The 21,694-nt window shown below is 72.8% G+C and carries 22 protein-coding genes; 10 read left to right on the forward strand and 12 right to left on the reverse strand.

Annotated elements, in window-relative coordinates:
- Positions 1 to 411 precede the first annotated feature (411 nt).
- Together ACFVZW_RS27275 and ACFVZW_RS27280 are read left to right on the forward strand one after the other, a co-directional pair.
- A complete protein-coding gene (locus ACFVZW_RS27275) occupies positions 412 to 1,176 on the forward strand; it encodes a DUF4239 domain-containing protein (RefSeq protein WP_383559279.1) in 765 nt (254 codons plus the stop codon).
- Positions 1,177 to 1,343: 167 nt separating this feature from the next.
- The gene (locus ACFVZW_RS27280; RefSeq protein ID WP_384526396.1) at positions 1,344 to 1,904 is read left to right on the forward strand and encodes a hypothetical protein; all 561 of its coding nucleotides are present in this window, start codon (positions 1,344 to 1,346) and stop codon (positions 1,902 to 1,904) included.
- Between the two features lie 168 nt (positions 1,905 to 2,072).
- On the opposite strand, the gene ACFVZW_RS27285 is transcribed toward ACFVZW_RS27280, so the two are convergent.
- Entirely contained in the window at positions 2,073 to 2,624 is a 552-nt protein-coding gene (locus ACFVZW_RS27285) for a hypothetical protein (RefSeq protein ID WP_383559282.1), read from the reverse strand.
- Between the two features lie 367 nt (positions 2,625 to 2,991).
- On the opposite strand from ACFVZW_RS27285, the gene ACFVZW_RS27290 reads away from it, so the two are divergent.
- Positions 2,992 to 3,654 carry a class F sortase gene (locus ACFVZW_RS27290; protein WP_384526400.1) on the forward strand — a complete coding sequence of 221 codons (663 nt, stop codon included), beginning with the start codon at positions 2,992 to 2,994 and terminating at the stop codon, positions 3,652 to 3,654.
- Positions 3,655 to 3,720: 66 nt separating this feature from the next.
- On the opposite strand, the gene ACFVZW_RS27295 is transcribed toward ACFVZW_RS27290, so the two are convergent.
- Positions 3,721 to 4,578, reverse strand: a complete 858-nt coding sequence (locus ACFVZW_RS27295) for a polysaccharide deacetylase family protein (protein WP_384526403.1) — start codon at positions 4,576 to 4,578, stop codon at positions 3,721 to 3,723.
- Between the two features lie 119 nt (positions 4,579 to 4,697).
- Entirely contained in the window at positions 4,698 to 5,894 is a 1,197-nt protein-coding gene (locus ACFVZW_RS27300; protein WP_384526406.1) for a CapA family protein, read from the reverse strand.
- A gap of 261 nt (positions 5,895 to 6,155) precedes the next feature.
- Between ACFVZW_RS27300 and ACFVZW_RS27305 the strand changes: the two genes are divergently transcribed.
- The 3 genes from ACFVZW_RS27305 (at position 6,156) to ACFVZW_RS27315 (ending at position 7,850) form a co-directional block, all read left to right on the forward strand.
- Entirely contained in the window at positions 6,156 to 6,713 is a 558-nt protein-coding gene (locus tag ACFVZW_RS27305) for a sigma-70 family RNA polymerase sigma factor (RefSeq protein ID WP_384526409.1), read from the forward strand.
- Positions 6,714 to 6,717: 4 nt separating this feature from the next.
- A complete protein-coding gene (locus ACFVZW_RS27310) occupies positions 6,718 to 7,131 on the forward strand; it encodes a PaaI family thioesterase (protein WP_384526412.1) in 414 nt (137 codons plus the stop codon).
- 212 nt (positions 7,132 to 7,343) lie between these two features.
- Positions 7,344 to 7,850 (forward strand): hypothetical protein, encoded by a 507-nt coding sequence (locus ACFVZW_RS27315; protein ID WP_384526416.1) that lies wholly within the window; start codon positions 7,344 to 7,346, stop codon positions 7,848 to 7,850.
- On the opposite strand, the gene ACFVZW_RS27320 is transcribed toward ACFVZW_RS27315, so the two are convergent.
- From ACFVZW_RS27320 to ACFVZW_RS27355, 8 genes are all read right to left on the reverse strand, one after another.
- Positions 7,832 to 9,049, reverse strand: a complete 1,218-nt coding sequence (locus tag ACFVZW_RS27320) for a sensor histidine kinase (protein WP_384526419.1) — start codon at positions 9,047 to 9,049, stop codon at positions 7,832 to 7,834. The two genes, ACFVZW_RS27315 and ACFVZW_RS27320, sit on opposite strands and share 19 nt — an antisense overlap.
- Entirely contained in the window at positions 9,046 to 11,025 is a 1,980-nt protein-coding gene (locus tag ACFVZW_RS27325) for a cation acetate symporter (protein WP_384526422.1), read from the reverse strand. Before ACFVZW_RS27325 ends, ACFVZW_RS27320 begins: the two co-directional genes overlap by 4 nt.
- A gap of 15 nt (positions 11,026 to 11,040) precedes the next feature.
- Positions 11,041 to 11,460, reverse strand: coding sequence for a hypothetical protein (locus ACFVZW_RS27330; protein ID WP_384526425.1), 420 nt, complete (start codon positions 11,458 to 11,460; stop codon positions 11,041 to 11,043).
- A 101-nt stretch (positions 11,461 to 11,561) separates the two neighbouring features.
- A complete protein-coding gene (locus ACFVZW_RS27335; protein ID WP_384526427.1) occupies positions 11,562 to 12,317 on the reverse strand; it encodes a LytR/AlgR family response regulator transcription factor in 756 nt (251 codons plus the stop codon).
- Between the two features lie 50 nt (positions 12,318 to 12,367).
- A complete protein-coding gene (locus ACFVZW_RS27340; protein WP_384526430.1) occupies positions 12,368 to 13,240 on the reverse strand; it encodes an Fpg/Nei family DNA glycosylase in 873 nt (290 codons plus the stop codon).
- Positions 13,241 to 13,277: 37 nt separating this feature from the next.
- Positions 13,278 to 14,636: a wax ester/triacylglycerol synthase family O-acyltransferase gene (locus ACFVZW_RS27345; RefSeq protein WP_384526433.1), complete on the reverse strand. Its 1,359-nt coding sequence runs from the start codon at positions 14,634 to 14,636 to the stop codon at positions 13,278 to 13,280.
- A 62-nt stretch (positions 14,637 to 14,698) separates the two neighbouring features.
- Entirely contained in the window at positions 14,699 to 16,804 is a 2,106-nt protein-coding gene (locus tag ACFVZW_RS27350) for a SpoIIE family protein phosphatase (RefSeq protein WP_384526436.1), read from the reverse strand.
- Between the two features lie 64 nt (positions 16,805 to 16,868).
- Positions 16,869 to 18,062: a DUF6777 domain-containing protein gene (locus tag ACFVZW_RS27355; protein WP_384526439.1), complete on the reverse strand. Its 1,194-nt coding sequence runs from the start codon at positions 18,060 to 18,062 to the stop codon at positions 16,869 to 16,871.
- A 195-nt stretch (positions 18,063 to 18,257) separates the two neighbouring features.
- Here ACFVZW_RS27355 and ACFVZW_RS27360 point away from each other — a divergent pair, with 195 nt between their 5' ends.
- From ACFVZW_RS27360 to ACFVZW_RS27375, 4 genes are all read left to right on the forward strand, one after another.
- The gene (locus ACFVZW_RS27360; protein WP_384526442.1) at positions 18,258 to 19,139 is read left to right on the forward strand and encodes a YndJ family protein; all 882 of its coding nucleotides are present in this window, start codon (positions 18,258 to 18,260) and stop codon (positions 19,137 to 19,139) included.
- Positions 19,127 to 19,672: a DUF1990 family protein gene (locus ACFVZW_RS27365; protein ID WP_384526445.1), complete on the forward strand. Its 546-nt coding sequence runs from the start codon at positions 19,127 to 19,129 to the stop codon at positions 19,670 to 19,672. Before ACFVZW_RS27360 ends, ACFVZW_RS27365 begins: the two co-directional genes overlap by 13 nt.
- A 65-nt stretch (positions 19,673 to 19,737) precedes the next feature.
- Positions 19,738 to 19,911, forward strand: a complete 174-nt coding sequence (locus ACFVZW_RS27370) for a hypothetical protein (protein WP_383554501.1) — start codon at positions 19,738 to 19,740, stop codon at positions 19,909 to 19,911.
- Between the two features lie 24 nt (positions 19,912 to 19,935).
- Entirely contained in the window at positions 19,936 to 21,357 is a 1,422-nt protein-coding gene (locus ACFVZW_RS27375) for a lipase maturation factor family protein (protein WP_384526448.1), read from the forward strand.
- A gap of 78 nt (positions 21,358 to 21,435) precedes the next feature.
- On the opposite strand, the gene ACFVZW_RS27380 is transcribed toward ACFVZW_RS27375, so the two are convergent.
- Complete coding sequence (locus ACFVZW_RS27380; protein WP_362355075.1) at positions 21,436 to 21,606, reverse strand: hypothetical protein; 171 nt, start codon at positions 21,604 to 21,606, stop codon at positions 21,436 to 21,438.
- Positions 21,607 to 21,694: the final 88 nt, after the last annotated feature.

Below are 21,694 nucleotides of genomic sequence, written 5' to 3' on the forward strand. Positions count from 1 at the left end.
CACCCCGACCCCTCCCCCGCCGCCGCGACCGACGCCCAAGCCCAAGCCGACACCGACACCGACACCGACACCGAAGCCAAAGCCCCCGCCGCCGCCCCCGCCCGTACGCGCGGATCCCCCGCCCCCGCCGAGGCAGGAGCCCCCCAGGCCCGCCCCGCCGGTCCCTCCGCGGCCCGTACCGGCGCCCGAAGCTCCCAAGCCTCCCGCGCCGTCACCCCCGGCTCCGTCGCTGCGCCCGCGCCCACCGGCCCCGACCCCCGTCGCGCTGCCCGCGTACCGCCGCGCCGCGCGGCCCGAACCCAGGAGCGGTCCCTCGCTCGTGTCGATGATGCTGCTTGTCACCGCCCCCGCGGTGCTCGCGACCGCGATCCTGCGCCCCCGCTCCCGCTGAGCCCCGCCGAAGGAATCACCATGTCCGAATGGCTTGTCCTGACCATCGCGATGGCCGCCGCCTGCGCGGTGGTCCTCACCATCGTCGTCATCAACAACCGCCGGGTCCCCGACGACGACGATCCCAGCGAGACCCCCGACGTCATGGAGTACATGACGATGATGATCGGCGTGATCTACGCGATCGTGCTCGGCCTCGCCATCGCCGGAGTCTGGGAGGCGCGCGGCGCGGCGCAGGAGACCGTGCGTCAGGAGGCCCAGGCGCTGCACGAGATCTCGGCCCGGGTCGAGGTGTACCCGGTCGACGTCCGTACCCGGATCCGCGCCGATGTCGACGCGTACGTCTCGTACGTGGTCGACGAGGAGTGGAGCCACATGTCCGAGCACGGCGAGCTCAGCGAGGAGGGCACCCGCCTCCTGGAGCAGGTGCGCCGGAGCGTGACCGACTACCGGCCGGCCGACGATCACGAGGGGCAGGCGTACCAGCCGCTCGTGGACCAGGTGGCGGTGGTGGACGACACCCGGGGCGCACGGGGCCAGAACGCGGGGGCGACCATGCCCGGGGTGGTCTGGTTCGGCCTGATCATCGGAGCGCTGGTGACGGTCGGCCTGATCTTCACCCTGCAGATCCGGCGCACCGGCCGTGAACTGCTCCTCGCCGGTCTGTTCAGCGCGCTCATCGCCTTCCTGCTGTTCCTGATCTGGGATTTCGACGCGCCCTTCGGGCGCGGGATCTCGGCGACGGCCGCGCCGTTCACCGACCTGTTCCCGCACCTCACGAGCTAGCGGGGCGCGACACGAGTGGGCCACACGGGGGACATGAATGCCCCATTCGCCCGTCTGGGATCGCGGTCGTGGTAATGCGCTTCTAGCGTTCCGGGTATCGAGGTGCACGCCCTGTCCTTGCGCGGAAACCCCTTCCGCGGCTGCTCCTCGGGGACCCGGAGGATTCCATGCGCGCGATACGTGCCGTGTCCACTGCCCTGCTGGGGGCGGCCACTCTCGCCCTGGCCGCTCCCGTCGCCTCCGCGGCGGACGGCGCACCCGCACCGAACCCCAATGCCGCCGGAGCGAAGGCACCGGGCGATTTCGTCGTGACGCCCTCCCTGGTGGCGCCCGGCGGGCGGGTGACGCTCACCGCTCCCGGCTGCCGCAGTACGACACTGGCGTCGTCGGGCATCTTCGACACGGTGACCATCGCCCCGGGGTCCTCGGCCACCGCCACGGTGGACACGGACGCCCGGCGCGGTGCCGTCTACACGGTGGCGTTCAACTGCACCGGCGGCATCACGGACACCGTCACCCTGACCATCAGCGGCACCACCGCGTCCGCGACCACCAGCTCGACCATCCTGACCACCCCACGGGGTGTCCAGGGCGGTCTCGGCGGTTCGGTCGAGGGCGTCGACACGGCGACGCTCGCGGCCGGGGCCGGTCTGGTCCTCGCCGCGGCCACCGGAACCGTCTTCGTCGTGCGGCGCCGGATGAACCCCGACCGGGGCCGGCGTCACTGACGGCGGGAACGGTGTCACCCACCGGCCGGCACCCGAACCCGGAGCCGCGGAACCCGCACGAGCAAGACCCGCACAGGCAAGACCCGCACAAGCCCGTCGCCCCCGAGTCCTGAGAGATCAGGATTCGGGGGCGACGGGCGTATACGGCCGACCGGGAGGTTCGGCCGGTCAGGCCCTTCCGCTGCTCATGCGGCGCCGGGCGATGAAGAGACCACCACCGAGCGCGGCCGCGGCGACGAGCGAACCGCCGACGGCCATCTCCGCGGAGCTCGGCGCGAGCGAGCCGCCGATGCCGCCCAGCGCGCCCTGACCGGCCAGCACACGGAATGTCTGGGTGAGCGTGCGGCCGCCGCACTGGACAGCGAGGTTGTACTGGCCGGGCGTGGCGTTGTTGTGGATGCGGGCGGTGGCGGTGGAGACGCCGTTGACGTTGCCGGAGAGGGTGACCGTCGGGAAGGCGTTGGACGAGACCGTGCCCCCGGCGCAACCCCGGACGGTGATCGTGAGGGTCGCGCCCTGGTGGACGGCGAACGGAGAGACGGTGACGCTGTTGGCGCCGTCACCACCCCGACCGTCACCACCCCGACCATCACCACCCTGGTCGACCTGGTAGGAGCTGACGGCCAGATTGCCGGGTCCGTGGGCGGCGGCGAGAGGGGCTGCGAGCCCGACCGCCGCGAACGCGGTGGCGGTCACCGCCAGAGTGCGTGCAGCACGCATGGTTGAACCTCCAGTGGAAGACGCCCCAAAGCGGTGCTCCGGGAGATTCGACGAGTACGCCTTCCATGACGAACCCTCACAAGCAGTGGCGACCTGCGCATTTCGGCACTGGGCCACCCCGGTGAGGCGACACGCCGAGGAAACGGGCTTGAATCTGACGGATCCGCAGGTCACACACCGTCAGGACGATTGTCCGACGAATACTCGGATGGGTGATCGTCCCCGTCACCCGGCCTGCCCTCGGGTACCAAGGGGCTCCGAGCCCCGCTCCGTCCCCCGGCACCGGGACGCCACCCGTTCGCACCGCTCTGATCGCCGGTCCGGCCCGCCGCCCTTACCGTTCTGACGACGCCACGAAGGGAGAACCATGAGCCCCAAGGACTTCAGCGTCCTTGAGCCGAGAAGAAGACGCCCACCGTGGGGCGTCCTGGCTCTCGTCATGCTGTCCGGTCTGGCGATGATGCGCAACGGAGTGGACGTCGAGCTCGGCCCGCCGCAGCCCGCGGCGGCCGAGGCTCCCGACACGAGCCTGATCGGGGCTCCGCCCCCCATGGCCGCGGGCGTGGAGCCGCTGCCCCACGCCCCGGCCTCGCGCATCAGGATCCCTTCGATCAGGGTCGCCGCGCCGATCATGGACGTGGGTCTGGACCCGGCCGGCTGGATCGAGGCGCCGCCCCCGCAGGACGCCAACCTGGCCGGCTGGTACCAGAACGGCATCGCGCCCGGCCAGCGCGGCACGTCGGTCATCGTCGGCCATGTCGACAACGCGGCGGGCCCCGCGGTCTTCTACGGCCTCGGGTCGCTGGAGAAGGGCCAGCACATCGAGGTGGAGCGGTACGACGGCCGCGTCGCGGTCTTCGAGATCTACGGCATCGAGGTGTACGACAAGAACAACTTCCCCGGGGTCCAGGTCTACGCCGACACCGGGGAGCCCGAACTCCGGGTCATCACCTGTGGCGGCGGCTACTCGCGGGCGCAGGGCTACCAGGGCAACGTGGTCGTCTACGCGCGCATGATCGGCTCCACCTGAGGCGCCGGCACGTCCACACGAAGGCCCCCGGCGCCGCTCCGCGCCGGGGGCCTTCGCCGTACGGACTCAGCGCCGGGGCACGGTCATGCTGTAGCCGGCGTCGAGCAGCTCGGGCAGATACCGCCTCAGCGCGGCCACGCTCTGCGAGCGGTTCCCGCCCGCGTCGTGCGAGAGGACGACGACACCGGGCGCCGCTCCGTCCAGGACGCGGCGCACGATGCTGTCGGTGCCCGGTTCCTTCCAGTCGAGGGTGTCGACGGTCCAGGCGAGCGGCTCCATGCCCAGCTCGGCGCCGATCTCGAAGGAGTGCCGGTTCCATGCCCCGAACGGGGCGCGGTACCAGAGCGGGGCCGAGCCGAGGATCTTCTCGACGATTTCGCTGGTGGAGCCCAGCTCGTCCCGGATGCGCGAGGGACGCAGCTTGGGGATCAGCGGGTGGGACCACGAGTGGTTCCCGACCACGTGCCCGTCCGCGGCCATCTCCCGTACCAGGTCCTGGTTCTCGGCGACCATCTCGCCGCAGACGAAGAACATCGCCCGGCAGCCGTAGCGGCGCAGGGTGGCGAGGATCTCCGGGGTGTAGCGGGGGTCGGGCCCGTCGTCGAAGGTGAGCACCATCGATCGGCCCACGCCGGACATCCTCAGGAACGGCCGCTGCCGGACCGGGGGCAGCGCCTTGCGGAAGGCCGGGGGCGCGTCGGCCGTCATCGGCTGGAGCCGGTACGCGGAGGGCTTGAGCCGGGCGCTCGCGGGCGCGCCCGCCGCGGGTCCGTGGCCGGGGGCGGGCCCTCCGGCCACGTCCGGACGGCCGCTCGGCGGCGCGCCCGGCGGCGCGCCGAAACGATCCGCCGTGAGTACTCCGACCGTGGCTGTGGCCCCGAGGGCGGCGGCGATGCGCAGCACGGTCCGCCGCCCGGTGGGCATCTGATCCTTTTTCATGACTAATAGCTCGCACGGCCGAACGCCGCCGCCCCTCACCCACACCGACGGCCCGCCCGAAAACACTCGATGGGCGCACACCCCCCGGAGGGACGGCACTCCCTCTACTCCCCCATCGCCAGACCGTCCTTGGCCGCGCCCCGCCCCAGGACGACGTCACGGATCGCGTCGCGTACGGCGGTGAGGGGTTCGCCCTTCCTGATGGCGGCGTTGAGGTTGATCACCCGACCGCGGCCGGTGTCGAACCACTGCGGGAGGAACTCGGCCTTGGTGACCTCCCAGCGCGCACCGGGAACCGCGGGCGGAGTGAAGGTGAAGCGCCCGAGCGTCCCCTGGTTCCCGCGCGGGTCGAAGGCGCCCTCGTAGTTGACCATGTCGCCGGCGATCTGATCGCCCATGCCGTAGACGATCCAGGTGCCGTTGACCTTCTCGTAGGCCTGGGGGACATGGGCGTGGGTGCCGAGGATCAGGTCGATGTCAGGTCTGCCGCCGGTCCGTGAGGCCGTGAGCGCGCGGCCGAGGGTGAGCTGGCGCTCGTCGGGCGCCGTCTGCCACTCGGTTCCCCAGTGGACGCTGACCACGACGACATCGGCGCCGGCCTCACGGGCCGCCCGCGCGTCGGCGATGATCTTCTTCTCGTCGATCAGATTGACCGCCCAGGGCTGCCCCTCGGGCAGCGGGAAGCCATTGGTGCCGTACGTGTACGCGAGTTGGGCAACGGTCGCCGGCCCCGCCCTCAGCAGCGTGGGGCGGGCCGCCTCCTCGGCGGTGCGGGCCGATCCCGCATGCCGGACACCCGCCTTGTCGAGGACGTCGAGCGTGCGACGCAGGCCGGCGGGGCCGTCGTCCAGGGTGTGGTTGGAGGCGGTGGAGCAGGAGTCGTACCCGGTCTCCTCGAGGGCGGGGGCGACCTCGGGCGGCGACTTGAAGGCGGGGTAGCCGGTGTACGGCCCGCCCTCCGGGCCGTACACGGTCTCCATGTGGCAGATCGCCAGGTCGGCCCCGGCCACCACGCTCTTCACGCCGGACAGCATGGGCCGGAAGTCGTACCCCTGGCCGTTCGCGTCCATGGCCGCACGGCGGATGACCGACTCGTGCGGCAGGACGTCACCGGAGGCGACGAGCGTGAAACCGGTCCGGGCGGAGGGCGCGCCGCCGACCGCCGAGGGGGAGGCGGGGCTCGCCGGGTCCTGCCCCGCGGGTGGGCCGTGTGAGGTGCGGGCGCCACCGGCACAGCCGGTGGCCGCTGTCAGCAGAACGGCGGCGAAGGCCACCGCCCCCTGTCTCGTGCGCTGGGTCATCTGCCGACTCCGCCCAATTAGTCCTATGAACATCTCTACAGACGAATTCACAGGGCATAGAAGCCGCAGTCAAGAGTCAAAGCCGCAGCGAACGCCAAACCCTGCCGAAACGGACGAAGGGCCTTCGCTTGACCGTTCACCGCACCATTCGCCGCTTGGTGCGACCGCTCGTCGCAGACAGGTGCGCGTTCCCTGTCCCTTGCCGCCCACATGCGTTCGTATACGCCCCGGGACGACGAGCCGGCAGGAGAGGTGTGGAGCATGACAACGGCGACGACGGACGAGCGGGCCCTCGCGGAGCTGCAGCGTGACCACGGTCAGGCCCTGCTCGGCTTCCTGCTCGGCCTGACCTACGGCGACCGGCAGCGCGCGGAGGACCTGGTGCAGGAGACGCTGGTCCGCGCCTGGCTGCACCCGGAGGCGTTCGACGGACCCTACGAGTCGATGCGCCCCTGGCTCTTCACGGTGGCCCGGCGCCTGGCCATCGACGCCCGGCGCTCCCGGCTCGCCCGGCCCACCGAGATCGGCGACGGGATGCTCGCCGCCACGCCCGACCCGGCCGACGCCACGGAGTCCGCGGTCGCCGCGGTGGACGTCCGGGCGGCGGTGCGGGGCCTGAGCCCCGAACACCGCGCGGTCCTGGTCCGGCTCTACTTCCACGGCCTGACCGTCAACGAGGCCGCCGCCGATCTGGGCATCCCGGCCGGGACCGTCAAGTCCCGCTCGCACTACGCGCTGCGGCAGCTCGGGCACTGCCTGCCGGGCTACCGGACGGGACGCCGCACCGTTGCCCGCGCGCGGGCCAGGGCCGCACAATGACCGCGTGACGCTGACTCTCGCCGCCGCGGAAAAGGTCCTCGCCGACAACTTCGCCCCCTGGGTGCTCGATCTGGGGCTCTCGGTGGTCTCGCTCGACGGGCAGGAGGCGGTCCTCCGTCTCCCCTGGTCCGATCGGCTCGCCCGGGAGGGCGGCGGCCTCTCCGGTCAGGCGCTGATGGCCGCCGCCGACACGGCGACCGTGATCGCGGTCGCGGCGGCACGCGGCGGCTTCGTACCGATGACGACGGTGCAGCAGTCCATCAGCTTCCAGCGTGCGGTCGTCGCCGCGGACGTCCTGGTGCGGGCGCGGCTCACCAAGGCGGGCAAGCGTATGGCGTTCGCCGACATCACGATGACGGCGAAGGGCTCGGACGAGACGGCCGCCCACGCGACGGCGGTGTACGCGCTGCTCGGCTGAGGCCGGTCCCGCCCCCACCCCCCGCGCGCGACCGCCACACCCTCCCCGGACGTCTCCCGTGTCCCCACGTTTCCCACCGGCACCGATCCGGCGGAGAAACGTATCCGAAACCACACGGGCGAGTTGAGCAAAGAGCGACCCACACGCGTCTTCCTCGGTGGAGGCTCGTGTTCGGGGTCGCCGACCGACACGTCCGGGAGAAGGTGGGAGCGTTGCTGCCCGAGAGTACGAACGGCACCAGCGGAGGCGGACTCGCCGTCCCGATGGCCTGGTTGTGTGCCGAGTTCACCGCGGACGATCTGCTGCGCACAGGGTGCCTGGTCGAGCCCGGCACCCTGGAGTACCGGGCCGGCCGGCAGGCGCTGGCCCTCACCATCCATCTCTGCGCCGAGGCGGACGCCTCCTCCGGGTCGTGGTCCGCGGGCCTCATCGACGAGTGGCTGTCCCGGACCTCCTATGACCACCCCTGGCCGCAGTGGGTCCGCGAGCGGCTCGCCGCGCGGAGCCGCGCGGGCGACGAGGGCCCCGACCTCGCCATGGCCAGGGAGACCTGGCGCCTGCTGGAGGCGACGCAGATCCGCGCGGCCGATCTGGGCGGGCTGACCTCGGCCGGGGCCTTCGCACCGGTCGACGAGTCGGAGCAAGTGTGGCTTCCCGCCTGGAAGTTGGGTCTCCCGCTGGGCCATCTGGCCCTGCACCTCTACGGCGCGGGCGGCTGAGGAGTCGTACGGTGCACCCCGGAGCGGTACTTGGGGATCCGTACCGTCACCTTCATCCCCGCGTCGACCCCGGTCTCGATGACGAGGCCGTGCTCCGCCCCGTACACCTGGCGCAGTCGCTCGTCGACGTTGGACAGGCCGATCCCGGAGCCGGTGGGCCGTTCCCCGAGCAGGACCGCACCCAGGACGGCCGGATCCATGCCCACGCCGTCGTCCTCGATCACGACCACGGCCTCCGCCCCCGCGTCCCGGGCGGAGATCGTCACCCGGCAGACGTTCACGCTGTCCTCGAGGCCGTGCTTGACGGCGTTCTCCACCAGCGGCTGGAGGCAGAGGAACGGCAGGGTGACCGGCAGCACCTCGGGCGCGATCTGGAGCGTCACCTTGAGGCGGTCACCGAAGCGGGCCCCGGCGAGCGCCAAGTACTGCTCGATGGCACGCAGTTCGTCGGCGAGCTGGGCGAACTCCCCGTGCCGGCGGAAGGAGTACCGGGTGAAGTCAGCGAACTCGAGCAGCAGCTCCCGCGCGCGCTCGGGGTCGGTGCGGACGAACGAGGCGATGGCGGCGAGGGAGTTGAAGATGAAGTGCGGCGAGATCTGGGCCCGCAGGGCGCGGATCTCCGCCTCCACGATCCTGGTCCGTGAGCGGTCCAGCTCGGCCAGTTCCAGCTGTACGGAGACCCAGCGGGCGACCTCCGTCGCGGCCCGCACGAGCACGGCCGACTCCCGCGAGCCATAGGCGACGAGCGCGCCGAGCACGCCGTCCTCGCCGGTGAGCGGGGCGATCACCGCCCAGCGCAGCGGGCAGGCGACATCGGCGCAGCCGGTGTGCTCCGATCTGCTGCGCCCCGAGTCGAGGATCCCGGCGACCTGGTCCATCACGTGCTCGCGGTGGTGCCCCTCGCCGGGCCCGTCCCAGGCGAGGACGGCGGACCGGTCGGTCAGACAGAGCGCCTCCGTCCCGAGGAGTGAGCGCAGTCGCCGGACGGCCTTGCGCGCGGTGTCCTCGGTGAGTCCGCCGCGCAGGGGCGGCGCGGCGAGTGAGGCGGCGTGCAGGGTGTGGAAAGTGGCCCGTTCGACGGGCGTGCCGAGGTCGAGGTCGGCGGCGCCGCGGCGGGCGGCGAGCCGGCCGAGGACGAATCCGACCGCCAGCAGCACGGCCCCGGCCGCGCCGGCCGCGGCATACACGATCGGGGTCATCGCTCGCGCCCTCCCGACCGCTCCTCGGCCCCGCGACACGGGGCGTCGACCCGGGAAACGGAGCCCTCCCCGGGCCCGGAATCCGTCCGGCGCAGGGCTTCCTGCCCCCGGTCGGCTTCCGTCCCGCGCCCGGACGCCGTTCCGCGCGTGGATTCAGCCCGAAGCTCGGATGCAGCCCCACGCGGGGGTTTCGCCCCGTGCCCGGAGTCCTCCCGGAGCTCGGAGTCCGCCCGGAGCTCGGCCTCGGGAATCTCGTCCCTCGGGACCGTACGCCCCGTGAACTCCTCCGGCAGGTGCAGCCGGGCGAGCAGGGCCGGGGTGCCGGGCGGGATGTGGCGTGGGGTGGCCAGCGACACCAGGATCATCGTGAGGAAGCCCAGCGGCACCGACCAGACCGCCGGCCACGCCATCAGCGTGTGCGGCCAGCCCTCTTCGGGCAGTCCGGCGCGGGTCGCCATCACCGCCGCGAGCGCGGAGCCGCCGCCCAGCAGCAGTCCGGCCATGGCGCCCGGCGGGGTGAGCCGCCGCCACCAGATCCCGAGGACGAGCAGCGGGCAGAAGGACGAGGCGGAGACGGCGAAGGCGAGGCCGACTGCGTCCGCGACCGGGACCTTCGAGGCGAGGACCCCGACGGCCAGCGGGACGGCGGTGGCGAGCAGGGTCGCGAGCCGGAAGTGCCGTACCCCACGGGACGGGAGCACGTCCTGGGTGAGGACTCCGGCGACCGACATCGTGAGCCCCGAAGCGGTGGAGAGGAACGCGGCGAAGGCCCCGCCGGCGAGCAGCGCACCCAGCAGATCGCCGAGCACTCCGCCGAGCATCCGGTCCGGCAGGACGAGCACGGCGGCGTCGGCGGCTCCGGTCAGGGCCAGTTCGGGGGCGTAGATCCGGCCGAGCGCCCCGTACACCGGCGGCAGCAGATAGAAGACGCCGACCAGGCCGAGGACGACGAGGGTGGTGCGCCGCGCGGCGCGACCGTGGGGGCTCGTGTAGAAGCGGACGGCGACATGGGGCAGGCCCATGGTGCCGAGGAAGGTGGCGAGGATCAGTCCGTACGTGGCGTAGAGCTGATGGCCGTCGCGCCCGCCGGCCAGCGGTTGGGACCAGCCGAGGGGGTCGGCGCCGGTGGAGGCCCGCGCGGGGACGGGCGCGCCCGCGGGAAAGGCGAGTTCGGTGCCGCCCTCGACGCGGTGGGCGCCCTTGTCGAGGGTGAGGGTCCGCCGCTCGTACGCGGTGTCGTCGACGCGGCCGGTGACGGTGAGCGTGAGCGGGGCGTCGACATCGATCCGTACGGTGTCGGCGACGCGCACGACGGTGTGCTCGCGGAAGACCGCGGGGGCGTCGAAGCGGACGCGGGGTGCGTCGTCGCCGAACCAGGCGGCGGCGAGGAAGAGGGCGGGCACCAGCAGGGCGGTGAGCTTGAGCCAGTACTGGAAGGCCTGGACGAAGGTGATGCTGCGCATCCCGCCCGCGGCGACGATCCCGGTGACGGCGAGGGCGACGAGCAGTCCGCCGACCCAGTCGGGCGCTCCGGTGAGGATCTCCAGGGTGAGCCCGGCGCCCTGGAGCTGCGGGAGGAGGTAGAGCCAGCCGATGCCGACGACGAAGAGGCTGGCGAGCCGGCGCGCGGGCGGGGACTCGAGCCGGGCCTCGGCGAAGTCGGAGAGGGTGTACGCCCCCGAGCGGCGCAGCGGGGCGGCGACCAGGACGAGCAGGACCAGATAGCCGGCGGTGTAGCCGACGGGGTACCAGAGCATGTCCGGGCCCTGGACGAGGACGAGACCCGCGATGCCGAGGAAGGAGGCGGCGGAGAGGTACTCGCCGCTGATGGCGGCGGCGTTGAGCCCGGGGCGGACGGTGCGGGAGGCGACGTAGAAGTCGGAGGTGGTGCGGGATATCCGCAGGCCGAGGGCGCCGATGAGCACGGTCGCCAGGACGACGACGGTGACGGCGGCCACCGCGTAGGTGTGGTTCATGTCCGGCCCCCGCGGTCAGCGGCCCTCGACGAGGCCGGTGAAGTCGCGTTCGTTGCGTTCGGCGCGGCGGACGTACCAGCGGGCGACGGCCCAGATGACCGGGTAGACGCCGACGCCGAGGGCGGCCCAGACGACGGCCTCGGGCGCCGGGAGCGCGAGGAGCAGTGGCAGTGGACCGACGAGGAGGACGAGGGCGCCGAGGGCGGTGAGGGCGGCCTTGAGCTGGCTCCGCATCAGGGAGCGCACATAGGTGTGGCCCAGGGTGGTCTGCTCGCTGATCTCGGAGCGGGCGGGGGGATGGGCGGGCGGACGACCGTGCGGGTACCGCGCGGGCGGGCCGCCGGCACGGTCGCGGAGGGCGGAGGCGCGCGTGACGGTCTCGCGCCGGGGCCGGCGCGGCGGTGGCTGCTCGGACGTCGGTGTCCGCTCCGTCATCTGTCGACCTCGCAGGGGCTGGGAGTGAACGGAGTCTACGCAGCGGTGATGACGCGGGGTAGAGGCGTCGGGCCGGCTTCCGGGGAACGTCCCCGCGGTCGTCAGCCGCCCGCTCGGCGCATGAGGAGGTCCCGCAGCTGGCGGGAGTGGCGGCGGCTGACGGCCAGCTCGGTGCTGCCGACCCGGACGGAGGTGGCGCCGCCGTCGAGCCGGAGTTCGTCGATGCGGCCGAGAGCGACGAGGTGGCTGCGGTGGATGCGGACGAAGCCGCGATCGGCCCACCGTTCCTCCAGCGTGGACAGCGGGATGCGGACGAGGTGGCTGCCCTCGTCGGTGTGCAGGCGGGCGTAGTCGCCCTGGGCCTCGACGTACGCGATGTCGTCGACGGTCACGAAGCGGGTGACCCCGCCCAGTTCGACCGGTATCTGCTCGGGAGCCGTGAGCGGGGCCGCGGGTGCGGCGGAGGCGTGGACCAGCTCGCGGACCCGGCGGACGGCCTCGGCGAGCCGCTCGCGGCGTACCGGCTTCAGGACGTAGTCCACGGCCTTGAGGTCGAAGGCCTGGACGGCGAAGCCCTCGTGGGCGGTGACGAAGACGATCAGCGGGGGCCGGGCGAAGCCGGCGAGCAGCCGGGCGAGGTCGAGGCCGGTGAGGCCGGCCATGTGGATGTCGAGGAAGACGACGTCGATGGCGTCGTCGCCGTCCGGCCCGGCGTCGAGGGCCCGGCCGATCCTGCGCAGCGCCTCGGTCGCGTCGGTGGCGCCCTCGGCGCTGCGGACCCGCGGGTCGGCACGCAGGAGGTAGAGCAGCTCGCCGAGGGCCGGCTCTTCGTCGTCGACGGCCAGTACGCGCACCATGCGGCGGAGTCTATGCGAGCGGCCGCGAGCGGCTTTCCGAGCTCGGGCGGCTACTTGAGCAGCTTCGACATCCGGCGGTCGGCGAGCGGCTTGCCGTCGGTCTGGCAGGTGGGGCAGTACTGGAGGGACGAGTCGCTGAAGGACACCTCGCGGATGGTGTCGCCGCAGACCGGGCATGTCTCGCCGGTGCGGCCGTGGACGCGCAGGCCGCTCTTCTTCTCCGCCTTCAGCTTGCCCGCGGCCAGTCCGTGGGAGCGCTCGACGGCCTCGCTCAGGGTGGTGCGGATCGCCTCGTAGAGGCCGGCGGTCTCCTCCTCGGTGAGGTTCTGGGTGGGTTTGAAGGGGGACATCTTCGCCACGTGCAGGATCTCGTCGCTGTACGCGTTGCCGATGCCGGCGATCAGGCTCTGGTCCCGCAGGGCGCCCTTGATCTGGCGCCGTTCCGCGCCGAGCAGGGCGGTGAAGGCGGCGAGGTCGAAGTCGTCCGCGAGCGGATCGGGGCCGAGGCGGGCGACGCCCGGCACGTCCCGCGGGTCGTGGACGAGGTGGACGGCGAGCCGCTTGGTGGTGCCGGCCTCGGTGAGGTCGAAGCCGTCGCCCTCGGTCAGCGCGGTCCGCAGGGCGAGCGGTCCTCTGCCGGGGCGCGGCGGCCCCGAGGGCAGGGGGTCCTTCCATTGGAGCCAGCCCGCGCGGGCGAGGTGGACGAGGAGATGGAGCTCGCCCGCCTCGCCGTCGGTGGTGATGTCCAGGAACTTGCCGTGCCGGGCGACTCCGGTGACGGTGGCGCCCTCGACGGCGCCGAGGGGTGGGTCGTAGGTCTTCAGCACGCTGATCGCGACGGGCAGCACGCGGGCGATCTCCTTGCCCACCAGATGCTCGTCGAGGAACTCGCGCAGCGCTTCCACCTCGGGCAGTTCCGGCATGACTCCACCTTCCCGCACGGGCCGTCAGGACGCGCGCTCAGACACCGCCGAGGTCTTCGAGCAGGTCGAGTTCGTCACCGAGGGCGGCGGCCAGGGCCTCGATGTCGGGGACGGCCTTGCCGTCGGCGACCAGGCCGACGTGGACCCGGCCGGCGTACGGGGACATGGCGACGGCGAGCGACTGGCCCCGGGCGAGCGGGGCCATCGGGAAGAGCTCGCGCAGCGGGGCGCCGCCGAGGGAGAGGGCCGAGCGGGGCAGCGGAACGTTGGTGACCAGGACGTCGAAGAGGAGCCGGGCGGCTCCGGAGGCCAGCGGCGCGCCGAAGCGGTGGGCGAGCGAGGGAAGTTGGTCGGCGAGTACGGCGACGGCTCCGGCACCGCGCAGCGGCCCGTCGGCCTTGTTGCGGTCCATGGCCCGCCGTACGGACGCCAGCCGGGTCGCGGGGTCGGCTTCGGTGACGGGGAGGGTGAGGAGGTAGGCGGAGAGGCTGTTGCCGTTGCCTGCGGGTGAGCCGGGGCGGCGGCGGGAGACGGGGACGAGGGCGCGCGGATCGGCGGCGGGGAGCGGTTCGCCGCGTCCGTCGAGCCAGCGGCGCAGGGCTCCGGCGACGACGGCGAGGAGGACGTCGTTGGCGGTGCCGCCGGTGGCGCGGCGCACCTGGTGGACGCGTTCCAGGTCCAGGACGGCGGTGGCGACGCGGCGGGTTCCGCTGGAGTGGGCGGCGAGCGCGGAGGGGGCCCGGACGTCGATCTGGCCGGCCCGGAGGAAGGAGTGGCCGACCACGGAGGCGCCGACCTCGACGGCCCGGCCGATGTCCTCGATGCGTTCCCGGGCTGCGCCCATGATCCGGCCGGGGCCGGGGAGCCAGGAACGCGGGGGTACCGCGCGGGCGCGGCGCCCGCCGTGCCCGCGGGTGGCGGCGATCTCGTCGAAGATCCCGGCTCCGATGGCGACCGCCCTCATGCCGTCGGCGAGGGCGTGGTGCAGTTTGACGAGGACGGCGAACGAGCCGTCCGGGGCGCCGGTGAGCAGGTACATCTCCCAGGGCGGCAGTCCGCGTTCGACCTGCCGCTCCATGAGCTCGCCCGCGAGCCGGGCGGCTTCGGCGGCGAAGTCGGCGCCGGGCAGCGCGATCTCCCGCACGTGACGTCGTACGTCGAACTGCTTGTCCGTGGTCCAGGCGGCGCCCCCGACGGGCAGCAGGACGTCGCGGACCTTCATGCGCAGCCGGGGGATCGCGGCGGCGCGGCTCGCGAGCAGGTCCAGGACGGTGGACGGATCGCCGTGGGCGGGGAGCGGGCCGAAGTGGGCGAGGGCGCCCAGGTGCATGGGGTGGTCGGTGGATTCGAGGTGCCAGAACGCCAGATCAAGAGGGGCCAGAAGCTCACTGCTCAAGTGATCACATGTCCTCAGAGGGTGGCAGGGGATCGCAGTCAATCGCGTACGGTCGGTTACGGTCAAGTACGATCTATGTACGCAGGGTTAACAATGAATTCGCACCAGACGCACTTGCCGCTGCCACGCGACTCGACGCCCCAGACGTCCGAGATCCGGTCGACGAGCATCAGACCCCGCCCCGAGACGCCCGACTCGCCCGCCTCTCTCCGTCGCGGCAGCGCGCTGGAACGGTCCTCCACCTCCACCCGCAGCCGCCGTTCCGGTCCCCCCAGCATCCGCAGGGTCACGATCGCCCCGCCGTCGGTGTGCATCAGCGCGTTGGTGATCAGTTCGTCGGAGACCAGCTCGATCTCGTCCGAGCGTTCCCCGGCGCCCCAGGCCCGCACCGCGGCCCGGATCATGTGGCGCGCGGAACTCAGCGCCTCCGGGTCGCTCTGTGCCACGTGCTGCTGGAGCCGGCCCCCGGCCTGCGGATAGTACGAACCCTGGCGACGCAGCAGCAGGATCGCCACGTCGTCCTCGCCGCCCCGCTCGTCCACGACCTCACAGAGGTGGTCGGCCAGTTCCTGAAGGTCCCGCGGCCCGCGCCTGACCAGCAAGGAGAGCCATGTCAGACCTTCGTCGAGATCGGAGCCCGGCTTCTCCACCAGCCCGTCGGTGTACAGCAGCAGGGTCTGCCCCGGAGACAGCTCCAGGGTGGTCACGGGGTGGTCGAGGCGGCCGAACTCGGCGGAGAGGCCCAGGGGTAGCCCGCCTTCCACCGGCAGCCGTCGGCAGCTGCCGTCGGTGTCCTGGAGCAGCGGGTCGACATGCCCGGCGCGCACCACCTGGACGACGCCGGTGGCGAGGTCGGCCTCGACATACGTGCAGGTGGCGAAGCGGTCGGTGTCCAGCTCGTGGAGGAAGACGGAGGCCCGGGCCATCACGGTCGCCGGGGTGTGCCCCTCGGCGGCGTAGGCGCGCAGCACGATCCGCAGCTGTCCCATGACGGCCGCCGCGTGGGTGTCGTGTCCCTGTACGTCTCCGATGACGGCGCCGACCCGGCCGCCGGGCAGCGGGATGACGTCGTACCAGTCGCCGCCGATGTCCCGGCCGAGGCGGGCCGAGCGGTAGCGGACGGCGATCTGGGCGCCGGGCACGTCGGGGATGCGGCGCGGCAGCATCGCCTGCTGGAGCCCCTCGGCGAGGTCGTGTTCCTGCTCGTAGAGCATGGCGCGCTGGAGGCTCTGGGCGATGCTGCTGCCGAGCGCCACCAGCAGATTGCGTTCGTCGGCGCTGAAACCGGTCTTGTCGCTGTAGAGCAGTCCGAGCGCGCCGATCGGCCGGGCCTGGGCGATCAGCGGGAGATAGGCCGCCGAGGTGATGCCGAGTCCGCTGATGTGCGGCCAGAGGATCGGGTACGAGTCGGCGAAGTCCTTCGGCGACTCGATGAACCGCGGGCGCAGGGTCCGGACCACCTCGCTCATCGGGTACGGCTCGTCCACCCGGGTGAAACGCGTGCCGGGCACGAAGGCGCCGGTGGGCCCCTCGGCGACCAGATGGATGCGGCCGGCCTCCAGGAGTCCCATGACGAGGCTGGTGGCGCCGAAGTACTGGAGGCCGTGCGAGGCGCCGAGCAGGTCGATGATGTCCTGCACGGTCCGGGCATGGGCCAGGGCCGCGGTGGTGCCCTCCACGACGCTGGTGCGTCTGCGCCGCCCCTCGTCGAGGCCGAGCCGGGCGGCCTGCTCGGACACCTCCTCCGAGGCATCCCGGATGATGCCGATGATCCGGACGGGGCGGCCGGTCTCGTCGCGCTGGATCCGACCCTCGGTGTGCGTCCAGCGCGGGCTGCCGTCCCGGAGCCGGACGCGGAAGTACGCGCCGTAGTGTTCGCTGCCGTCCTTGAGCGCGTGGGAGACCAGCGTGTCGAGCTGCCGTCCTTCGTCGGGCATCACACGGGGCGCGAGGGTGAGCGGGTTTCCGTCGTACTCCTCGGGCCTGAGGTCGAAGACCCTGACGGCACTCTCGTCCATGGCCAGCGTCCCGGCGACCAGGTCCCAGTCGAAGCTCCCCATCCGGAACGCACGACCGTAGTCACGGAGGAAGCAGCACGTCACACCCCCTGCTCCTGATGCGCAGCGGCATGGGTCCGCCGCCTCGCCTCCCCCCGTGCCCGCGCTCATGGGGCCACGCTAGGCGCAGGCCCGGCGGCTCGCACGGCGGAGGCCCGGGGCGCGGACCTCCGCCTCATCCCTCGAAGGTTTCCGGCTGCTGGGCGCCGGTGTCGCTCGGGAAAAGGTCCTCGTAGGAGGGCGGGTCGGACTCGGGTGCCGGCTCGACCGGTGAATCCGGGACGGCCGGTTCGGACCAGGCCGGGGTGGGGCAGCCCGGCGGGATCGACGGGCTCGGGGAGGTCGGGTCGGGAGTCGTGGTGTCCGGGGTGCCGGTCGGGCTCTCGTAGGGCGGCACGGACGGGCAGTCGGTGGTGGACGGGGCCGGGGATTCGCTCTCCGGCGGGGTGGAGCGGCCGGGGGTGGTCGAGCCGTCGGGGCTCACGGAGCCGCTGCGGTCGGGTGCGGGAGAGGTGCCGGGGACCGACGGGGAGGGTACCGGGGTCGGCGAGCCGGTGAGGTCGCAGGCGGCGGGCTCGCAGGGCGGGACGACGGTGGGATGCGTGTCGCGCTCGCCGTCGGTGCCCGTCTTCCGTTCGATCCAGGTGTTGTCGACGACGTTCACGATGACCAGGCTGTCGACGATCGTCGTGGTCGGCCTGATGACCACGACGCGGTCGGGACGGAAGCCGCCCCAGGGCTGTCCGCGGCGCGTGGCGCCCTGGACGGCGACCGGCGAGCGCAGCGGGTTTCCGCAGGCGCAGCGGACCCGGGGTGCGCCGTACTGGTCGACGAGCACCGCCGTTCCGGACTGCAGGACGGACTGGAACGGAGTGGCGTTTCCGTAGCGGTAGCCGTGGCCGGTGACGCGGGTGTCGGCACGCAGGACGACGGGGGTGAGGCCGCGCAGCCAGACGGCGAGGCGGGATTCGGGGATGCCCGCGGCCTCCGCGAAGGCACGGGACTTGGCCTGGTCGGCGGAGAGGAAGGCGGCCTGCTGCTCGACATCGCAGCTGGCGACGGAGCGGGTGCCGCCGTAGAGGCCGGGGGCGGAGCCGCTGACCTCGCGCATCACCTGGTCCGTGGCCGTCGAGGTGTCCGGCGCGGCGGTGCTCGGGGCGGGCAGGCCCGCGGTCCTCGCCGTGGAGGCGGTGAAGGGGTCGGGGCCCTGCGCGGCGACCGGCTGGAGGAAGACGTCCTGCGAGGCGGCGGCCGTCCCGGCGCCGCCACGGTCGCCGTCGGACGAGCAGCCCCCGAGCACCAGTGCCGAGACCAGCGCGACGAGTGCGGCGACGTGAGGCCGTCGCGGCCGGCGTATGGGTGAGCGCACGTGGTTCTCCCGCCTCTTTCCACCCCGGGACATTCCTTCATGTCTGTCGCACCGCGCGGTCGCCCGCAAGCGGAGCGGGGCCGACCGGAGGACGCCCGGCCGGCCGCGCACGAGAGACACACTTGAACGCGTTCAAGAAAAGCCCTACGCTCACCCCCGAAGAGTTTGAACACGTTCAATCAGGGGGTGGGCGGCATGTCCGTGCTGGTCGATCTCATCGTGATGCTCGGCATGTTCGCCATCGTCCCGACGGGCCTGGGGCTGATCGACGGCCCCCTGCCGCGCGGACTGCGCCTGCTCCGCCGCGCCTGGCCGCTGCTCGCAGCCCCCGGCGCCCTGGCCCTGTGGCTCCCGCGCTCCCCCACCGCCGCCGCGCTCGCCGCGGTCTACGCACTGGCCACCCTCGCGCTGGCGCTCTGCGCCCCGGCCCGGCTCGCGGCGCTCCTCCAGCGGGAGGCCGGCCCGTCGCTCCGCGCGCTCGCGCCCTCGGAGATCGCCGTGCTCACCGCACTGGTGACCCCGTCGGTCGCGGGCCTCGCCCTGGTCGCCGAACGCGCGGGGCACGAGCTGCTGGGCTTCGACCTCGACATCCTGGCCCTGACCGTGCCCCACTTCCACTTCGCCGGCTTCGCGGCCGCCCTGGTGGCCGGCCTGGTCTGCCGTGCGTCCGACGGACCCGCCACGCGCTTCGCCGCGCTCAGCGTCCCGCTCGGCACCCTGCTCGTGCTGGTCGGCTACTTCGTCGACGACTGGGCCGAGCTCGCCGGGGCGCTCGTCCTCACCGCCGGCATGTGGGCCGTCGCCCTGGAGACCTGGCGGGAGCTGCGCACCGGCGCCCGCGACCCCGTCACCCGGGGCCTCCTCGCCGTCTCGGCCGTGGTGCTCGTGGCGACCATGCTGCTCGCCCTGAGCTGGGCACTCGGCGAGGCGACCGGCCTCCCCCACCCGAACCTGACCTGGATGGCCGCCACCCACGGCCTCGGCAACGCCCTCGGATTCGCGCTCTGCTCGCTGCTCGCCCGGCGTCGCCTGCGGGCGACCGACCCGAAGAAGGAGACCGCATCATGGCCCGCCTGATCCGCGACCTCGCCACATCCACCGCCCCCGCGCCCCTGAACTACCGGGACGTCGGTGCCACCGGCCGGGACCACCTCCCCGCCGGCTACCACCACCTCCACCACACGGTCCGCGTAGGGCGGGGCCGCGAGGCCTTCGAGACCGCCGGCGGCGCCGTGACCACCTGGCGAATGCACCGCGCCTCGGGCGCCCGGGTCCGCAGCGAGGCGGTCCGCGCCGAGCCGGGCGTCTTCGTCGAGGTCTCGACGGGCCTCGGCCCGGTCCGGTTCTCCGCCCCCTGCGAGGTGATCTGGGCGGCGTACGAGAAGGACCGCACCGGATTCGCCTACGGCACCCGCACCGGGCACCCCGAGAGCGGCGAGGAGTCCTTCGTCGTCGACCTGCACGACGACGGCTCGGTCTGGTTCACGGTGACCGCCTTCAGCCGCCCCGCCGCCTGGTACACCCGCCTCGCGGGCCCCCTCGTCCCCGTACTCCAGCTTGCCTACGCACGCCACCTCGGCCGCACGCTCCAGCGCGTCGTCGCGGGATGACACCCGGGGTCACGCGCGGGGTTACGCTCCCTCTATAGGCATACGTTCCGACCCAGGAGGCGGCCGTGAGCCAGTACGACGAGTACAACTACAGCACTCCCTCGCAGGCCGAGGGCGAGCGCCTCGAAGAGGACATGGACACGCTGCAGCGGGACCACCGCCACCCCCTGACCGCCCGCACCACGCCGTCCCAGGCGGAGGGCCTGCGCTCACAGGACGAGGAGGAGAGGAAGGGCTGACCCCCGGGGCCGATACTGGAAGGGATGGAGTGGTTCACGGCACCGGACTACTGGCTGAGCCGGATCGTCTTCCAGCGGGGGCTCGCCGGGCTCTACCTCGTGGCCTTCCTCTCGGCCGCTCTCCAGTTCCGGGCCCTGATCGGCGAGCGCGGAATGCTCCCCGTACCGGAGTACCTGCGCCGGGTGGAGCCGCGTCAGACCCCCAGCCTCTTCCACTGGCACTACTCGGACCGCCTGTTCGCGGCGGTCTCCTGGAGCGGCGCGGCCGTGGCCCTCGCCCTGGTGGCGGGCGCGGGCGACGCCGTGCCGCTCGCCGTCTCGATGCTGCTGTGGGCGCTGCTCTGGGCGCTGTACCTCTCCATCGTCAACGTGGGCCAGACCTGGTACAGCTTCGGCTGGGAGTCGCTGCTCCTGGAGGCCGGATTCCTCGCGGTCTTCCTCGGCAACGACGACACCGCGCCGCCCGTCCTCGTCCTGTGGCTGCTGCGCTGGCTGCTGTTCCGCGTCGAGTTCGGCGCGGGCCTCATCAAGATCCGCGGTGACGCCTGCTGGCGGAACCTGACCTGCCTGTACTTCCACCACGAGACCCAGCCGATGCCCGGCCCGCTCAGCTGGTTCTTCCACCATCTCCCCCGCCCGCTGCACCGGGTCGAGGTGGCCGCCAACCATGTCGTCCAGCTGCTGGTCCCGGTACTGCTCTTCACCCCGCAGCCGGTGGCGACAGTGGCCGCCGGCCTGATGGTGGCGACCCAGCTGTGGCTGGTGCTCTCGGGCAACTTCGCCTGGCTGAACTGGCTGACGATCGTCCTCGCGCTCTCCGCCGTGGACGGCTCGCTCCTCGTCGGCGAGCACCCACAGCCCTCCCCGCCGATCTGGTACGTGGTCGTGGTGGTCGCCGTGACCGCGCTGGTCCTCTTCCGCAGCTACCGGCCGGTCCGCAACCTGCTGTCGCGGCGGCAGGCGATGAATCGCTCGTACGACCCGTTCCACCTGGTCAACACGTACGGCGCGTTCGGCACGGTCGGCCGGATCCGGGACGAGATCGTCATCGAGGGCACATCCGACCCCCTGCGGAACGGGGACGCGGAGTGGAAGGAGTACGGCTTCAAGGGGAAGCCGGGCGATCCGCGCCGGCTGCCGCGCCAGTTCGCCCCGTACCATCTGCGGCTCGACTGGCTGATGTGGTTCGCGGCGCTCTCCCCCGCGTACGCCCGCGACTGGTTCGGGCCGTTCGTCGAGCGGCTCCTCGACGGGGACCGGGACACCCTGCGGCTGCTGCGCCACAATCCGTTCCCCGACGCGCCGCCGGCCCGGATCAGGGCCCGCCTGTACCGCTACCGCTACACGACCTGGCGCGAGCTGCGGGAGACCGGGGCGTGGTGGCACCGCACGCTCGTACGGGAGTATCTGCCGCCGGTCGAGCTGCGGACCGTGGCACGGCGCTGACGGCGCCGGGGCCCCGGACATGCCTGTGCCCCCGGTCGCGGGGCGGCCGGGGGCACAGGGCGAAGCGACAGTTACGACTCAGTCGATACCGGGCAGGATGTGCGGCTCCGCGAGGTCGTCCTCGTAGCCCGCCAGCCGGATCGGAGCCGCGTGGGCCCACACGTCGAGGCTGCCCAGCTCACCGGAGCGGCGTGGCCGCTCAGGATGTTCGGCCGGTCGCTGTTCCTGCTTCGTCAATTCTGGTGTCACCGCGCACTCCCTTGTGTCGCGTACCAATGAGGACATGGCCGTTTCGGTCGCGGTGGCGCCGTTCTTCGGGCGGGACCGCGGCCTTGGT

The sequence above is a fragment of the Streptomyces sp. NPDC059567 genome (genome assembly GCF_042735655.1).
Lineage (GTDB): Bacteria > Actinomycetota > Actinomycetes > Streptomycetales > Streptomycetaceae > Streptomyces.

Coding starts and splice junctions, on each gene's coding strand:
- ACFVZW_RS27305 (WP_384526409.1), top strand. CDS start 6,156: ATGACAACGGCGACGACGGACGAGCGGGCCCTCGCGGAGCTGCAGCGT.
- ACFVZW_RS27280 (WP_384526396.1), top strand. CDS start 1,344: ATGCGCGCGATACGTGCCGTGTCCACTGCCCTGCTGGGGGCGGCCACT.
- ACFVZW_RS27275 (WP_383559279.1), top strand. CDS start 412: ATGTCCGAATGGCTTGTCCTGACCATCGCGATGGCCGCCGCCTGCGCG.
- ACFVZW_RS27350 (WP_384526436.1), bottom strand. CDS start 16,804: ATGAGCGCGGGCACGGGGGGAGGCGAGGCGGCGGACCCATGCCGCTGC.
- ACFVZW_RS27340 (WP_384526430.1), bottom strand. CDS start 13,240: ATGCCGGAACTGCCCGAGGTGGAAGCGCTGCGCGAGTTCCTCGACGAG.
- ACFVZW_RS27375 (WP_384526448.1), top strand. CDS start 19,936: ATGGAGTGGTTCACGGCACCGGACTACTGGCTGAGCCGGATCGTCTTC.
- ACFVZW_RS27365 (WP_384526445.1), top strand. CDS start 19,127: ATGGCCCGCCTGATCCGCGACCTCGCCACATCCACCGCCCCCGCGCCC.
- ACFVZW_RS27285 (WP_383559282.1), bottom strand. CDS start 2,624: ATGCGTGCTGCACGCACTCTGGCGGTGACCGCCACCGCGTTCGCGGCG.
- ACFVZW_RS27295 (WP_384526403.1), bottom strand. CDS start 4,578: ATGCCCACCGGGCGGCGGACCGTGCTGCGCATCGCCGCCGCCCTCGGG.
- ACFVZW_RS27335 (WP_384526427.1), bottom strand. CDS start 12,317: ATGGTGCGCGTACTGGCCGTCGACGACGAAGAGCCGGCCCTCGGCGAG.
- ACFVZW_RS27290 (WP_384526400.1), top strand. CDS start 2,992: ATGAGCCCCAAGGACTTCAGCGTCCTTGAGCCGAGAAGAAGACGCCCA.
- ACFVZW_RS27330 (WP_384526425.1), bottom strand. CDS start 11,460: ATGACGGAGCGGACACCGACGTCCGAGCAGCCACCGCCGCGCCGGCCC.
- ACFVZW_RS27360 (WP_384526442.1), top strand. CDS start 18,258: ATGTCCGTGCTGGTCGATCTCATCGTGATGCTCGGCATGTTCGCCATC.
- ACFVZW_RS27325 (WP_384526422.1), bottom strand. CDS start 11,025: ATGAACCACACCTACGCGGTGGCCGCCGTCACCGTCGTCGTCCTGGCG.
- ACFVZW_RS27300 (WP_384526406.1), bottom strand. CDS start 5,894: ATGACCCAGCGCACGAGACAGGGGGCGGTGGCCTTCGCCGCCGTTCTG.
- ACFVZW_RS27320 (WP_384526419.1), bottom strand. CDS start 9,049: ATGACCCCGATCGTGTATGCCGCGGCCGGCGCGGCCGGGGCCGTGCTG.